The sequence below is a fragment of the Shewanella litoralis genome (genome assembly GCF_009828585.1).
Taxonomy (GTDB): Bacteria; Pseudomonadota; Gammaproteobacteria; order Enterobacterales; family Shewanellaceae; genus Shewanella; species Shewanella litoralis.
In genome coordinates this window covers 41,280-54,909 of sequence record NZ_WSRZ01000015.1, presented here as the reverse complement: position 1 = coordinate 54,909, position 13,630 = coordinate 41,280, and the positions used below count along the sequence as shown (strand labels likewise).

At 42.7% G+C, this 13,630-nt stretch carries 17 protein-coding genes; 8 read left to right on the top strand and 9 right to left on the bottom strand.

Annotated features, from left to right (window positions below; translation table 11 throughout):
• Positions 1-85: 85 nt before the first annotated feature.
• Positions 86-886 (top strand): hypothetical protein, encoded by an 801-nt coding sequence (locus GQA99_RS13015; protein ID WP_240904652.1) that lies wholly within the window; start codon positions 86-88, stop codon positions 884-886.
• A 151-nt stretch (positions 887-1,037) separates the two neighbouring features.
• Here GQA99_RS13015 and GQA99_RS13010 read toward each other — a convergent pair whose 3' ends face one another.
• The 9 genes from GQA99_RS13010 to suhB all read right to left on the bottom strand — a co-directional run bounded on the left by GQA99_RS13010 (position 1,038) and on the right by suhB (position 8,545).
• The gene (locus GQA99_RS13010; RefSeq protein ID WP_160054314.1) at positions 1,038-1,403 is read right to left on the bottom strand and encodes a VF530 family protein; all 366 of its coding nucleotides are present in this window, start codon (positions 1,401-1,403) and stop codon (positions 1,038-1,040) included.
• Between the two features lie 112 nt (positions 1,404-1,515).
• On the bottom strand, positions 1,516-2,976 hold the full coding sequence (locus GQA99_RS13005; RefSeq protein ID WP_160054313.1) for a carbon starvation CstA family protein: 1,461 nt from the start codon (positions 2,974-2,976) through the stop codon (positions 1,516-1,518).
• A gap of 163 nt (positions 2,977-3,139) precedes the next feature.
• Positions 3,140-3,850, bottom strand: a complete 711-nt coding sequence (gene btsR / locus GQA99_RS13000) for a two-component system response regulator BtsR (protein ID WP_160054312.1) — start codon at positions 3,848-3,850, stop codon at positions 3,140-3,142.
• Positions 3,847-5,523 (bottom strand): sensor histidine kinase, encoded by a 1,677-nt coding sequence (locus tag GQA99_RS12995; protein ID WP_160054311.1) that lies wholly within the window; start codon positions 5,521-5,523, stop codon positions 3,847-3,849. Before GQA99_RS12995 ends, btsR begins: the two co-directional genes overlap by 4 nt.
• 96 nt (positions 5,524-5,619) lie before the next feature.
• On the bottom strand, positions 5,620-5,964 hold the full coding sequence (locus tag GQA99_RS12990; protein ID WP_160054310.1) for a ribbon-helix-helix domain-containing protein: 345 nt from the start codon (positions 5,962-5,964) through the stop codon (positions 5,620-5,622).
• On the bottom strand, positions 5,951-6,619 hold the full coding sequence (locus GQA99_RS12985; protein ID WP_160054309.1) for an AAA family ATPase: 669 nt from the start codon (positions 6,617-6,619) through the stop codon (positions 5,951-5,953). The genes GQA99_RS12990 and GQA99_RS12985 overlap by 14 nt, the downstream gene beginning before the upstream one ends.
• Before the next feature lie 106 nt (positions 6,620-6,725).
• Positions 6,726-7,028 (bottom strand): PilZ domain-containing protein, encoded by a 303-nt coding sequence (locus GQA99_RS12980; RefSeq protein ID WP_160054308.1) that lies wholly within the window; start codon positions 7,026-7,028, stop codon positions 6,726-6,728.
• Between the two features lie 142 nt (positions 7,029-7,170).
• Positions 7,171-7,581: a phosphate-starvation-inducible protein PsiE gene (locus GQA99_RS12975; protein WP_160054307.1), complete on the bottom strand. Its 411-nt coding sequence runs from the start codon at positions 7,579-7,581 to the stop codon at positions 7,171-7,173.
• 160 nt (positions 7,582-7,741) lie between these two features.
• Entirely contained in the window at positions 7,742-8,545 is an 804-nt protein-coding gene (suhB, locus tag GQA99_RS12970; RefSeq protein WP_160054306.1) for an inositol-1-monophosphatase, read from the bottom strand.
• 150 nt (positions 8,546-8,695) lie between these two features.
• On the opposite strand from suhB, the gene trmJ reads away from it, so the two are divergent.
• The 7 genes from trmJ (at position 8,696) to hscB (ending at position 13,570) form a co-directional block, all read left to right on the top strand.
• Positions 8,696-9,418: a tRNA (cytosine(32)/uridine(32)-2'-O)-methyltransferase TrmJ gene (trmJ, locus tag GQA99_RS12965; RefSeq protein WP_160054305.1), complete on the top strand. Its 723-nt coding sequence runs from the start codon at positions 8,696-8,698 to the stop codon at positions 9,416-9,418.
• A 17-nt stretch (positions 9,419-9,435) separates the two neighbouring features.
• The gene (gene cysE, locus GQA99_RS12960; protein ID WP_160054304.1) at positions 9,436-10,257 is read left to right on the top strand and encodes a serine O-acetyltransferase; all 822 of its coding nucleotides are present in this window, start codon (positions 9,436-9,438) and stop codon (positions 10,255-10,257) included.
• 229 nt (positions 10,258-10,486) lie between these two features.
• Positions 10,487-10,948: a Fe-S cluster assembly transcriptional regulator IscR gene (gene iscR, locus GQA99_RS12955; RefSeq protein WP_160054303.1), complete on the top strand. Its 462-nt coding sequence runs from the start codon at positions 10,487-10,489 to the stop codon at positions 10,946-10,948.
• A gap of 79 nt (positions 10,949-11,027) precedes the next feature.
• Positions 11,028-12,242: an IscS subfamily cysteine desulfurase gene (locus tag GQA99_RS12950; protein ID WP_160054302.1), complete on the top strand. Its 1,215-nt coding sequence runs from the start codon at positions 11,028-11,030 to the stop codon at positions 12,240-12,242.
• Positions 12,243-12,274: 32 nt separating this feature from the next.
• The gene (gene iscU, locus GQA99_RS12945; protein WP_160054301.1) at positions 12,275-12,658 is read left to right on the top strand and encodes a Fe-S cluster assembly scaffold IscU; all 384 of its coding nucleotides are present in this window, start codon (positions 12,275-12,277) and stop codon (positions 12,656-12,658) included.
• A gap of 14 nt (positions 12,659-12,672) precedes the next feature.
• Complete coding sequence (iscA, locus tag GQA99_RS12940; protein WP_160054300.1) at positions 12,673-12,996, top strand: iron-sulfur cluster assembly protein IscA; 324 nt, start codon at positions 12,673-12,675, stop codon at positions 12,994-12,996.
• A 49-nt stretch (positions 12,997-13,045) separates the two neighbouring features.
• The gene (gene hscB / locus GQA99_RS12935) at positions 13,046-13,570 is read left to right on the top strand and encodes a co-chaperone HscB (protein WP_160054299.1); all 525 of its coding nucleotides are present in this window, start codon (positions 13,046-13,048) and stop codon (positions 13,568-13,570) included.
• Positions 13,571-13,630 lie beyond the last annotated feature (60 nt).

Genomic DNA, 13,630 nt, shown 5'->3' with positions numbered 1-13,630 from the left:
GCGACATCATAGTCTTGTGGGTTTATCATCGTGTCGTTTTTTACGTTCAGCTTGGCTTGTTTCTGTACTCGTTTTACCTTCCATCTTGACGACTCATCATGCTGTCGCAGAAGAGATAACCTCCGAACCCGATGCTTCACATTACGCTTTCGCCAATTATTTAGGCAGCGGTATTTACCGTACCTCTGGCCAAAGTGCTGCGGTGGTGAATATTCCTTTAGGTTTTGATCTTGAAGAGTCTGATGAGCACCTTTTGAAGCTACGCTTAACCGCCTCGTTGGGTTTTTTTGATTATTCTTTTAATGATTTACCCGGTGGCAGTTTTCCTAAAAGTGTCGGTACGCTAACCCTGACCCCTGGCATTGAATATCATTGGCTGGTGGACGACCAATTGACGTTAGAGTCTTACGTGGATTTGGGATACGGGCATAACTTTTCGACCCACAGTCATGTGGGGATTTACTCTACTGGCGTGTCGAGTTTGTATCGTTTTGGCTCCGCTGAATATAGCCCTGTGTGGGTTAACCGTCTTTATTATGCAGGTTATAAGAGTAATCAAAACGACAGTACTGAGGGGTATTCGGTACTAAAAACCGGTATTGATTTTGCCTTGAATTACGATTGGCAATGGGATGATATTCGGGTTGAACCGAGAGTGTTTGTCGCAGGGCACTGGTACTTTAACCAACTCAAATTTGTCACACCAGTCGGTAAAAATGTCCTAACGTCATACACTTATGAAATTGGCTCGACTTTGGCTTTCTCTAAACCCATTAATTTTTCGGCTATTGGCTTAGACAGTGTCGAAATTGATCATATCGGGTTAAGTTATCAAGTGGGCGGCGGTTTAAAAGTATGGCGTTTGATTTTTGAGTTCCCGTTGTAGACTATTTCAACGGGCGATGGGCGTTACATTGTTTACAGTGTAATTAATTACACTTTAATTATTTGCACTGTAAGAGTGTGCATTTAAAGACATCAATAGCCGCAATATAAACAAAAAAGTGCTGAATATTCAGCACTTTTTTGTTTATCGATTATCCGTTGCCCCAAATGTTGGCATTGACAGGTTTACCCGGAGTATCGGTTGATTTGTTGGTTTGCGCTTTAACCGTTTGAGGCTTTTTAGCCGCAGCATGTTGAGGCTTAGACGCGGGCCTGCGAGAGTCATCTTTAGGTGGCGGTAAAGGTAACTTGTTTGCTTTAAGGTACAAGTATTCAACTTTGTCACGTGCCCACTGCGTTTTGCGTAAAAATTTTAAGCTCGACTTTACACTCGGATTGTCTTTAAAACATTGGATGTTGATCCTCGAGCCGAGTTCTTCCCAACCGTATTTTTCAACCAGTTCGGTAACAATAGTTTCCAGCTTTATGCCGTGAAGTGGGTTGTTTTCTTGTGTCATGGGCCGTGCGAGCTAATTAAGTTTGTCAATATTATACCCACATTATTGCCAAAGTGATATCAATGCAAAACGGCAGCCGAGGCTGCCGTTTTGTGATGTGGTAGAGCGAATATTATTGTTCGTTGGCTAAATTGATACTGTCTTCATCGTCTGAATCAATATCACCTTTACCTTTGGTTTTAATGATAATCAGTGCCGCAATAATCGCTGTGGTTACCATGCCAGCAACCGTTGACACTGTCATGGGTAAACCAGCACCTAACGTAGATGAGTTAAGCATAAAACTTATTACCACACAGGTCATAAACATTGCCGGAACCGTACAAATCCAGTGGAATTTGTTATGGCGCAATAAATATGCTGCTGCCGTCCAAAGCATTAATACTGCTGTGGTTTGATTAGCAACCCCAAAGTAGCGCCAAATAATACCGAAGTCGACCTGAGTTAATATTGCACCGATAGCAAATAATGGCAGTGCGAGTAAAAGGCGTTTTGGCAGTGCAACTTGTTTGATGTTAAAAAACTCAGCCAAGATTAAACGAGCAGAGCGAAACGCGGTGTCACCAGATGTGATAGGCAGTACAATAACCCCTAAGATTGCTAAGAATCCACCAAAAGCGCCAAGTAATCCGTTAGATGCTTCATACACTACGTTTGCAGGGTTACCCGCCATACCCGCATTAAGTCCTTCAACACCTCCAAAGAATGACAAGGCAATAGCACACCAAATCAGCGCGATAACACCTTCACCAATCATTGCCCCAAAAAACACAAAGCGGCCATTCGATTCGTTTTCAACGCAACGGGCCATTAATGGCGATTGGGTAGCATGGAACCCCGATACAGCACCACAGGCGATGGTAATGAACAGTGCAGGCCATAATGGCATGTCGTTAGGATTAAGGTTAGTGAAGAAGTCTCCCATTTCAAAGCCAGGTAACATGGTGTGTTCAGTTGACAGCATTAACGCGATGGTTAAACCAAGCGACATGAATACTAATAGCGCACCAAAGAAAGGGTAAAAGCGGCCGATGATTTTATCGATTGGAACGATAGTGGCAATCAGGTAGTAGCAGAAAATCACTCCAACAAAAATAGCAACATCGTATCCGGTTAATTTACTCAACAAACCTGCGGGCGCCGAAATAAAGACCACACCGACGAGCAGTAATAAGACAATCGCAAATAGATTCATAAAGTGTTTGGCGTTCTTGCCTAGATATTTACCTGCTAGATTAGGTACAGATTGACCATTGTTGCGAACCGACAACATACCTGAAAAGTAATCGTGCACCGCGCCTGCAAAAATACAACCAAACACAATCCATAACATGGCAGCTGGGCCATAGAGTGCACCTAAAATAGGACCAAAAATTGGACCGACCCCGGCAATATTGAGCAATTGAATTAAGTAGACTTTACCTTTAGACATAGGCACGTAATCGACGCCATCAGTCTGAGTAAACGCAGGTGTTTGTCTTTGGGTGTTAATGCCGAATACTTTTTCGACAAACGCCCCGTAAATAAAATACCCACCAATGAGTAATCCAACACAGAGTAGAAACCAAGTCATTTTTATATCTCCCCATAAATATAGTAAGACAAGGTTAAAGTATCTCTGTGAACAATTGGGACGTAACTCAGTAACAGGTTAATTTGATGGGGTAAGCGGTAAATAATGCCTTTAAAGCGTTTCACCCAGAGATAAAACGTGCAGTACATCACTGATTAAAACACTATTGAAAGCCTAATAATTGCTTTAATTCTTTAAGATAACGACGTGAAACGGGCACTGTCGCACCACTGTGAGTGGTGACATCTGCACCCGTGTCTGTTATTTCAATTTCTGATATGGCATCCGCTGAGAGTAGATATTGTTTATGGCATCTAAATAATGGCGTTTTTTCTTCTAATACTTTGAGGGTGAGCTGAGTGTGAGACACCCCTTTATTTGAATGAACATGAATACCGCCTACATCACTGACAATAAATTCAACATCGGCGGTGGTGACCACTTTGAGCTTACTGCCTGTATAGCAAGGCAAGTGAGCCAGTTGGCTGGGTAATATACTTGCCATCGGTTGAGGCGTCATATTACTGCGCACTTTATCGAGGGTTTGATTAAAGCGTGTTTCATCAATCGGTTTTAATAAATAATCGAATGCATTGTTATCAAATGCCTTTACGGCATATTCATCAAAAGCGGTAATAAATACTGCCCGAGGCATTTGCTCAGGATTGAGCATGGCAATTAATTCCATGCCATTTATCCGTGGCATTTGAATATCCACAAAAATCAAGTCGGGTTTTAATCGGTTGATGTGTTGTAACGCTTCTATCGCATTGCCACATTGAGCGAGCACTTCGATGTCTGAATGTTTGCCCAGTAGATCGGCCACTTCCTGGCGGGCAAAGGGTTCATCATCAATAATTAAACAGCGGATCATAATGTCGCCTCTTCAAGGGGAATACGCACTTGCACACAAGTGAATTCATCTGTTTTGCAGTGAACCTCGATACCATATCGTTCACCAAAAAGATTTTGTAATCGTTTATGGACGAGGTTCATACCTAATCCCTCAGTATTGGTTGAGGGTTGGTATAAGCCCGCATTGTCGGTAACGCTGAGGATCAAATCTGTGCCGTCGGTGCTGGCTTCGACCTTTATCACGCCTTCATCGAGTAGCAATGAAGTGCCATGTTTAACCGCATTTTCGATTAACGGCTGCAAGGTAAATGCTGGCATTTTGTGGTGATGATAAATGCTAGGGATAGCAATACTCACCTTAAGTTTGTCGATAAAACGGGCGTGCTCAATGGCGAGATAAGCGTCGATATGTTCTAGCTCATCAGCGAGGGTCACCAAGCCTGTGGTGCGTGTGAGGTTGATGCGCAAAAATTGCGACAATTGTTTAATGAGTTTTTTGGCCATGGGTGGATCACGGCTAATAATTGCGCCAATGGTGTTTAAAGCATTAAACAAAAAATGGGGGTTAACCTGGGCGTGGAGTAATTTAATTTCGGCTTGCATCAATAAGTTTTTTTGCTGTTCAAAGCGGCCATATAAAATTTGATTGGACAACAACCGAGCAATGCCTTCTCCCAATGTACGGTTGATGTTAAGAAACAACTTGTTTTTAGGCTCATACAGTTTAATGGTGCCAACAACTTCGTCGTTACTGCGCAAGGGAATGACTAAACTTGAGCCCAGATTGCAATGAGTTGATATCGAACAGGCATAAGTCGTGTCGACACCATCGGCAAACATGACTTTATTTTGAGCAATAGCATCTAAGGTGATTTGAGACGAAATAGCGGTATTAGGCAGATGATGGTCGGCGCCAATCCCGATAAAAGCTAATAGTTTATGGCGGTCGGTAATTGCTACAGCACCAACACGGGTTTCTTCAATGATAATTTGCGCGACTTTTTGGCTCGACTCTTCATTAAATCCTTTCGATAAAATACCGACACTGCGCTCAGCAATTTTTAGGGCATTGGTTGAAAAACTTGATGATAATTTATCGAACATGGTTTTTTGGTCACGCACTATGCTCATAAACATGGCTGCGCCCAAGGAGTTAATTAATAGCATGGGAGGAGCAATAACATAAACCAATTCCCAGGCTTGATCGAACGGTTTGGCAATGAGTAAAATCAGGCTCATCTGTAATAACTCGGCAGCAAAGGTCACCATAAAAACCCAGGCAGGCTTGTATAGCGACTCTTCTTTGCCGACTTTTTTCAAATAATAACTGAATAAACCGGCAGATAAGCCTTCGAGTGTGGTTGAGATGGCACAAGCAACATCGGTAAAACCGCCCATAGTGTAACGGTGCAAACCACCAGTTAAGCCCACAAAAAAACCAGTAACCGGCCCGCCAAGTAGTCCGCCGAGTACCGCGCCCATAGCACGAGTGTTGGCTATAGCGCCGGTAGTTTGTTCACCAAAATAGGTTGCCAGAATACAAAATAGTGAAAACACCACATAAATAAAGACTTTGTGGGGCAAGCGTTTTGAGCTTTCGGCAAAGAGTTTAAATAATGGTGTTTTACTGACCAAATAGACAATAACGAGGTACACGCACATTTGCTGCGTGAGTAATAAAATCAGTGACATAATTTCTCACACAATGGTGATTCCTGCTTGGAATCACCTTCCGGTAGCGTAGCTAAATTAGAATGCGTGAATAATATTACGGGAAATGAAGCGCTGTTAACGTGACGACTTACTCAATATGGTTAATTGAGTATTGTCATGTTGTTGATAAAATTCATCTATCAGTACTCTGAGGATTTTAGACTTGGCGACTTTGGTGGTTTTGGCAATTTCATCTAGCTGTGAAATGCTTTTTTCAGTGAGAGTGAATGTCGCATGGCGATACATTTTAGTGCTTTTTTTATCGAGTCCTTTGAGAAACTGAGCCGTAGTTTGCCCAGACGGATTTTGGCCCGCCGTTTTGCCTAATGCATAGTTATTTGCATCCTCAATAAAATCATCCACAGACACTTTTTGGCGCGTATCTTTGGGCTTCTTACGCTTGAGATCAGTTAAACTCATAACTATTTTCTGGCGGTATGGCAAATAGCTCATCGGCAATAGCACGGATTTCATCAGCGGCTTTACCATCGGGTTCAATTTCTAATACAGAAGAGCCGCTTTCTTCGCTGTCATCGTAGATATTACGGCTAAAAGTGACCGAGTCTAGCGCGCGTAATCCAAATGATTGCACCACTTCTTTGGCTTCTAAAATACGCTTACCTTGTGATGGTAGTGCAGGGCATTGAGTAATCACAATCGAGGCTACCATTTTAGGATTGACCATTTTACAGGTGCTAAGCATGTCTTCCATGTGCGGTAAGGTTTTTAAATCACGGCGTTTAGGGCGTAATGGAATAACCACATAAGTGGCCACAGACATAGCTGCACGCATGGCTAAGTTGTCTTGGCCGCCACAATCGACAATCACATAATCAAAGCGTTCGTCTAAACTCAGTAAGTCATTGCGGATTTTACCGTAGAGCTGGATGCAGTTAATGGCTTTTAAGCTGGGGTCATTGTTACGAGCCTGGATCCAATCTGATGTGGTGCGTTGAGGATCGCAATCTACCATCAATACATTGGCATCGAATTTTTGGGTAATGTATACCGCAAGGTTTTGCGCTAAACAGCTTTTGCCGCTGCCACCTTTTTCTCCACCAACGAGCAATATCATGTTTAGATCCTCTACGCTTAACGTTGTATAACGTCGCAACTGGCTAATGCTGCTAATTTATTGAGTATAGAGCAGCCCACTCAGACTGCATGAAATATTCAATGATTTAAATTAATTGAAGCGCAATATGATAGCTTTGCGGCGAACATTCAGAGCAGCGACACACCTGGCCTTTAATGGTATTTTGCTTAGGCGTGTTTTCGTTAAAAGTTATTGCGATAAGATCACCCAATTTAAAAGCGTTTTTAAAGTCTAGCAATACACCTTTTCGGGCTAAATCAATGCAAACACCAAAGTCCTGGCAAGACTCGCCTTGGGCGTTTATCCAATCTAAACGTACCCGTTCAGCTTCCATATCAACTCTAAGTGAACCGCGTTTTTCGTCAAATCCTGTTGGCTCTTGGCCCATACTGTCGCTCCTTGAAAATCAAAACACTGAATTAATGGCTGTGGTATTACTGTGATTAATCTTATTGTTAGCATATTTGCTTTGTTAAGCAAGCGCTAAGACAGAGTTAATGTTCAATCATCCTCGTTCTAAGGACGCTATGCTAATTGTCGTAATCCTGGTTTTTAGGGTAAGGCATTTTTAACTGACCCCAACGGATCACTATGACCGTACACGCCAAAACGATAGTTGATACTGAGATGGCTAAAATACGCCAGTCTTCCATGGCTTTCATGTCTAAGATGAGGTATCGCGCTAACGCGACGATGGCAATGTACAGTGGCATGCGGATGGGTAACTTACCCGACTCGATGTAGTTCACCACCATGGCGAGCACTTCGAGGTAAATGAACAGTAAAAGTAAGTCGGCTAATTCAACGGTACGAATAGCGATCATGTGGAGGATTTCTTCACCGATGGCAAATAAGGTCGCCAGCGCAATGATGAACAAGACTAAGTGTTCAAAGCTCTTTAAGGATTTGATGCTTAACTCTTTCGCTTTATGTAATGGCATAGTTGTTATTCTGTGAACAAATGAGTCTGCATTATCGACGAGTTTCGATAATTTGCCCAGTGATCCGGTTCAACTTTAGCAAATTCACAGATAAAAAAACCGCTAATAGCATTGCTGCAATTAGCGGTTTTATGAATACATGTCGTATTGGGGTATTAGCTTAGCGCTTTAACCCTTCGTTTAGTAACGGACGCATGGTTTTCACTAGCTGCGTGGTTACTTTTGGACTGCCGGCAACAATGTTACCTGAAGTCATATAATTATGAGCGCCCATAAAGTCGGTCACAGTGCCGCCAGCTTCACGACAAATTAAGTCGCCTGCTGCGATGTCCCATGGTTTTAAGCCGATTTCGAAGAAACCATCTAAACGGCCTGCAGCAACGTAAGCTAGGTCTAATGCTGCAGAACCTGTACGGCGTAAATCTGCACACAGCGGAAATACTTCTGCCAAAATAGCCATGTAGGTGTCAGTGTGTTGGCGAGCCTTGAATGGGAAGCCAGTACCAATCATGGTATTGCTTAGGTCGTTAACATTGGTTACACGTAAACGGAAATCGTTTAACTTGGCACCTTTACCGCGAACAGCTGAGAATAATTCTTCACGAACTGGATCGTAAATGACGGCAACTTCAATTTTGCCTTTATACTGAACTGCGATAGATACTGCGAAATGAGGAATACCACGAACGAAGTTGTTAGTGCCATCCAAAGGATCAACTATCCAAACGTAATCTTTGTCTTTACCACGGTTTTCACCGTCTTCTTCGCCCACGATAGTGTGATCTGGGTAAGATTTACGAATTTGATAAGTAATAGTTGCTTCTGCTTCCTTGTCTACACTAGTTACAAAATCATTAATACCTTTACTGCTAACCTCAACACGGTCAAGTTCAGTATAGGCGCGCATAATAGTTTGGCCCGCAGCGCGTGCAGCGCGCGTGGCAATAGTCAGCATCGGATGCATTGCAATCCCCTGGATGTTAAAGAACGAGTAAAATAGCGCCCGCATTATACTTAATTTAGAGATTATATCAAATGCAGATTTTCATATAACGTAATAAACAACGACTGTGTTAATATATGGGCAATATTTTTTGTCTAAAGAAAGTCGTACATGCTCAGTAATATTCGTGTTGTTTTAGTTGGAACGTCTCACCCAGGTAATATTGGCTCTACCGCTAGAGCGATGAAAACCATGGGATTATCTAATTTATATCTTGCTGAACCTCGCGTTGAGCCAGATGGCCAATCAATTGCCCTTGCAGCAGGTGCTTCTGACATTCTTAAAAATGTCACCACGGTTAATTCATTACAAGAAGCCATTGCAGACTGCAGCCTAGTGATTGCCACCAGTGCAAGAAGCCGTACATTAGATTGGCCAATGCTTGACCCGCGTGAAGCGGGGCAAAAACTAACCCAAGAATGTTTAAGCGGTCCTGTTGCGATTGTATTTGGCCGTGAAAACCATGGGTTAAGTAACGAAGAGCTACAACAGTGCACATATCATGTGGCGATACCTGCGAACCCTGAATACAGTTCACTCAACTTAGCGCAAGCAGTACAGATTATCTGTTATGAAACGCGTGTGGCGCATTTAGCCCAGACAGAAGCGCCGGCAGAAACTGAAGAATATCCATTAACGGTTGAGCTTGACCGATTTTTTGTGCACCTAGAATCCACCTTATCTAAAACCGGTTTTGTGATAAAAAATCATCCTGGTCAAGTGATGACTAAACTGCGTCGTTTATTTACCCGAGCGCGAATTGAAGCGCCAGAAATGAATATTCTGCGTGGTATTTTGAGTTCCGTTGACAAGAAAATGGACCAACAAGATTAATCCGTAAGGAACACACCATGGGCGTCATTGCTAGAATTAAAGAAGATATAGAGTCGATTTACCACCGCGATCCTGCAGCAAACAGTACTCTCGAGATTATATTTAACTATCCGGGGATGCACGCCATTTGGATCCATCGAGTGAGCCATAAATTGTGGTTAGCGAAATGGCATTTTACTGCGCGTTGTTTGTCGACGTTTTCACGTTGGTTAACTGGGGTTGAGATTCATCCAGGGGCAACAATAGGCCGACGCTTCTTTATCGATCACGGCATGGGTGTCGTGATAGGCGAAACAGCCGAAATTGGCGATGATTGCACGCTTTATCACAGTGTGACCTTAGGTGGAACGACCTGGCAAGCAGGCAAACGTCATCCAACCTTGGGTAATAATGTGGTGATTGGCGCGGGTGCTAAAGTATTAGGCCCCATTACGATGCACGATGGTGCGCGGGTTGGTTCAAACTCTGTGGTAGTTAAAGATGTGGCAAGCGATCACACCGTCGTGGGGATCCCTGGCCGAGTAGTCGCATCACCAACAAACCAGTCAAAAGAGAAAACTGAGCGCCGCACAGAAATGGCCAAAAAGTATGGTTTTGATGCTTACGCTGTGTCACCAGATAATCCCGACCCAGTTGCAAACGCCATAGGGCAGATGCTTGATCATATGCATTTAATGGATTCTAAAGTCCAAGAGTTATGCCAGGCTATTCAGCAAATGGGCGGTGAAGTGTGTACTAAAAAGTTGCCAGAGTTAAACGTGGATGCTTTTGATGAAGCTGAGCGAAATGCCGCGAGTAATCGTAAACAAGACATCGATAAGTTTGACCCTAGTATTTAACGATAACTAAGTCATTGTAGATACAGGTCAAAAAAATGGTCGATATTGCGATTAATTGCCTTATCGGCATTGAATTTTTACGGATAAAAAGGTTAAATACCCCCGCGAAAATAAAACCTTTTGTTATATGAAATACCTTAATACCTGAGTAAATTAGTCGGATTAATACTTGACTAAATTAGTCGGGTATGATGAAATTACTGCATACTTTTTGGGAGCAGTACAAGTTATGAAACTTACATCAAAAGGTCGCTATGCAGTGACAGCTATGTTAGATGTTGCTATTCACTCAGCTGCAGGCCCAGTGCCCTTAGCCGATATTTCTGAAAGACAAGGTATCTCTTTGTCTTATCTTGAACAACTCTTCGCAAAGTTACGTAAACATGGTCTAGTGTCGAGTGTTCGCGGACCCGGTGGCGGTTATCGTTTAGGCCTAGAAGCCGTCGATATTTCAGTAGGTATGGTCGTGCATGCCGTTGATGAATCTGTTGATGCCACTCGTTGTCAAGGACAAGGTAACTGCCAAAGCGGTACTCGTTGCCTAACCCATTCGTTATGGGGCGACTTAAGTAAACAAATTTCTGAGTTTTTAGATGGTATTTCGCTTGCAGGCTTAATGCAAAAACGAGACGTTCAATTTATCTCGCTAAAGCAAGATGAAATGCAAAAGGAACATAGAGTGAGTTTGTAACTCCGCTATGTTGATTGATAAATAATTATTTGTACGTTGTATGTAGCCTCATCTGAGACTGCTAAGTACGGAGTGTGTTATGAAGCTTCCTATCTATTTAGATTATGCCGCCACAACCCCTGTAGATCCGCGTGTCGCAGAAAAAATGATGCAACACATGACAATGGACGGCGTGTTTGGTAATCCAGCATCGCGTTCACATCGTTATGGTTGGCAAGCAGAAGAGGCGGTTGATGTCGCCCGTAATCAAGTTGCTGATTTGATTAATGCTGATCACCGCGAAATCGTTTTCACCTCAGGTGCGACAGAATCAAGCAACCTTGCGATTAAAGGTATTGCCCATTTTTATCATAAAAAGGGCAAGCACATCATCACCAGTAAAACTGAACATAAAGCGACTCTTGATACTTGTCGTCAGTTAGAGCGTGAAGGTTATGAAGTGACTTACCTTGAGCCAGAAGCCAATGGCATCATCCCAATGGAGCGCTTAGAAGCGGCCATGCGCGATGACACTATTTTGGTTAGCATTATGCATGTTAACAACGAAATTGGTGTGGTTCATGACATCAATGCCATTGGTGAGTTATGTCGTTCAAAAGGTATATTCTTCCATATGGATGCTGCGCAAAGTGCAGGTAAATTACCGATTGATGTGCAAACAACAAAAGTTGATTTGATTTCGATTTCTGGCCACAAGATGTACGGCCCTAAAGGTATCGGCGCGTTATATGTCCGTCGTAAGCCACGTATTCGTCTTGAATCACAAATGCATGGCGGTGGGCACGAGCGTGGTATGCGCAGTGGCACATTAGCGACACACCAGATTGTTGGTTTAGGTGAAGCTGCAGCCGTAGCTAAACAAGATATGGCAGAAGATAGTGCTCGCATTACTCGTCTTCGTGACAAGTTATGGAACGGCATCAAGCATATCGAAGAAACCTATATCAATGGTGATATGGAACAACGCTACAGCGGCATCTTTAACGTGAGCTTCAACTTTGTTGAAGGTGAGTCGTTAATGATGGCATTAAAAGACTTAGCGGTTTCTTCAGGTTCAGCCTGTACCTCAGCCAGTTTAGAACCGAGCTACGTATTACGAGCATTAGGTTTAAACGATGAAATGGCTCACAGCTCAATTCGTTTCTCAATTGGTCGTTTCACTACCGATGAAGAAATTGAACACGCTATCAAAACGATAACTGAATCAATTGATAAGTTACGTGAGATGTCTCCACTTTGGGAGATGTTTAAAGATGGTATTGATTTGAACCAGGTTCAATGGGCACATCACTAATCGTATAACGACAAAGATTTTGGAGCAGTATCATGGCTTATAGCGAAAAAGTAATCGATCATTATGAAAACCCACGTAACGTTGGTTCATTTGACAAAAACGATCCATCAGTAGTCACCGGTATGGTTGGCGCACCCGCATGTGGTGACGTAATGAAGTTGCAATTGAAAATTAGTGCCGACGGCATTATTGAAGATGCAAAATTCAAAACCTACGGTTGTGGTAGTGCTATAGCGTCTAGTTCACTGGTCACTGAATGGGTTAAAGGCAAAAGCGTTGACGAAGCAGCAACGATCAAAAATGCTGATATTGCTGAAGAGTTAGCATTGCCACCAGTTAAGATTCATTGCTCAATTTTGGCAGAAGATGCCATTAAAGCGGCAATTGAAGAGTATAAAAGCAAACAAGCTAAGTAATACCTGGAGTGTAGATGGCTATTTCAATGACACCTGCGGCGGCAGACCGAGTAAGATCGTTTCTTGCTAACCGTGGTAAAGGCTTAGGTTTACGCCTTGGATTGAGAACATCGGGTTGTTCAGGTATGGCATACGTCATTGAGTTTGTTGATGAACTCAATGACGATGATGAGCTTTATACAATCGATGGTGTCAATATCATCATCGATGCTAAAAGCTTCATTTATTTGCAAGGTATTGAATTGGATTTCGTTAAAGAAGGCCTTAATGAAGGCTTCCAGTTCAATAACCCAAATGCAAAAGGTGAGTGTGGTTGCGGTGAGAGTTTCACCGTTTAATTATTCACCTTAGCCGTTTTATCGAAAACAGTAAGCATGATATCTGCCCATGAATTATTTCGATCTGTTCAATCTAGAACCTGCCTTTGATATCGACACCGCCTTACTTGCAGAACGCTACCGCGAACTGCAACGGGCGGTTCATCCCGATAAATTTGCTAACGACACCGAACAACAAAAATTGCTTTCGGTACAACGTACTTCGCAAGTGAATGATGGTTATCAAACCTTAAAAAATCCCTTACGCCGTGCTGAGCATATGCTGAGTTTGCGTGGTATTGAATTAAGTCACGAAACCACCACCCTAAAAGATGGTGCATTTTTAATGCAACAAATGGAGTGGCGCGAAGCGTTAGAAGATATTCAGCACAGTAATGCACCTCAAGACTTGATAGACGAGTTATACGACTCTTTTGGCGAGTTTGAATCGACGCTGTCGACTAAATTAACCGCGTTACTCGCATCAACTGAAGAGGCTGATGCATTATTGGCTGCAGATCAAATTCGTAAGTTAAAGTTTATGGCAAAATTGCAAGATGAGTTAAACCGCATTGAAGATGGTTTGCTTGACTAAGTAAGGCATACATTAAATTTTATGACTAGCAATGCTGGTCAATAACACAACAAGTTGGAA

Excerpts from the sequence above, each read along its gene's own strand:
- GQA99_RS12975 (WP_160054307.1), bottom strand. The coding sequence starts at position 7,581 with ATGCCATTACATAAAGCGAAAGAGTTAAGCATCAAATCCTTAAAGAGC.
- hscB (WP_160054299.1), top strand. The coding sequence starts at position 13,046 with ATGAATTATTTCGATCTGTTCAATCTAGAACCTGCCTTTGATATCGAC.
- GQA99_RS12985 (WP_160054309.1), bottom strand. The coding sequence starts at position 6,619 with ATGATATTGCTCGTTGGTGGAGAAAAAGGTGGCAGCGGCAAAAGCTGT.
- GQA99_RS12995 (WP_160054311.1), bottom strand. The coding sequence starts at position 5,523 with ATGTCACTGATTTTATTACTCACGCAGCAAATGTGCGTGTACCTCGTT.
- GQA99_RS12950 (WP_160054302.1), top strand. The coding sequence starts at position 11,028 with ATGAAGCTTCCTATCTATTTAGATTATGCCGCCACAACCCCTGTAGAT.
- iscA (WP_160054300.1), top strand. The coding sequence starts at position 12,673 with ATGGCTATTTCAATGACACCTGCGGCGGCAGACCGAGTAAGATCGTTT.
- cysE (WP_160054304.1), top strand. The coding sequence starts at position 9,436 with ATGGGCGTCATTGCTAGAATTAAAGAAGATATAGAGTCGATTTACCAC.
- btsR (WP_160054312.1), bottom strand. The coding sequence starts at position 3,850 with ATGATCCGCTGTTTAATTATTGATGATGAACCCTTTGCCCGCCAGGAA.
- GQA99_RS12980 (WP_160054308.1), bottom strand. The coding sequence starts at position 7,028 with ATGGGCCAAGAGCCAACAGGATTTGACGAAAAACGCGGTTCACTTAGA.
- iscR (WP_160054303.1), top strand. The coding sequence starts at position 10,487 with ATGAAACTTACATCAAAAGGTCGCTATGCAGTGACAGCTATGTTAGAT.
- trmJ (WP_160054305.1), top strand. The coding sequence starts at position 8,696 with ATGCTCAGTAATATTCGTGTTGTTTTAGTTGGAACGTCTCACCCAGGT.
- iscU (WP_160054301.1), top strand. The coding sequence starts at position 12,275 with ATGGCTTATAGCGAAAAAGTAATCGATCATTATGAAAACCCACGTAAC.
- suhB (WP_160054306.1), bottom strand. The coding sequence starts at position 8,545 with ATGCATCCGATGCTGACTATTGCCACGCGCGCTGCACGCGCTGCGGGC.
- GQA99_RS12990 (WP_160054310.1), bottom strand. The coding sequence starts at position 5,964 with ATGAGTTTAACTGATCTCAAGCGTAAGAAGCCCAAAGATACGCGCCAA.
- GQA99_RS13005 (WP_160054313.1), bottom strand. The coding sequence starts at position 2,976 with ATGACTTGGTTTCTACTCTGTGTTGGATTACTCATTGGTGGGTATTTT.
- GQA99_RS13010 (WP_160054314.1), bottom strand. The coding sequence starts at position 1,403 with ATGACACAAGAAAACAACCCACTTCACGGCATAAAGCTGGAAACTATT.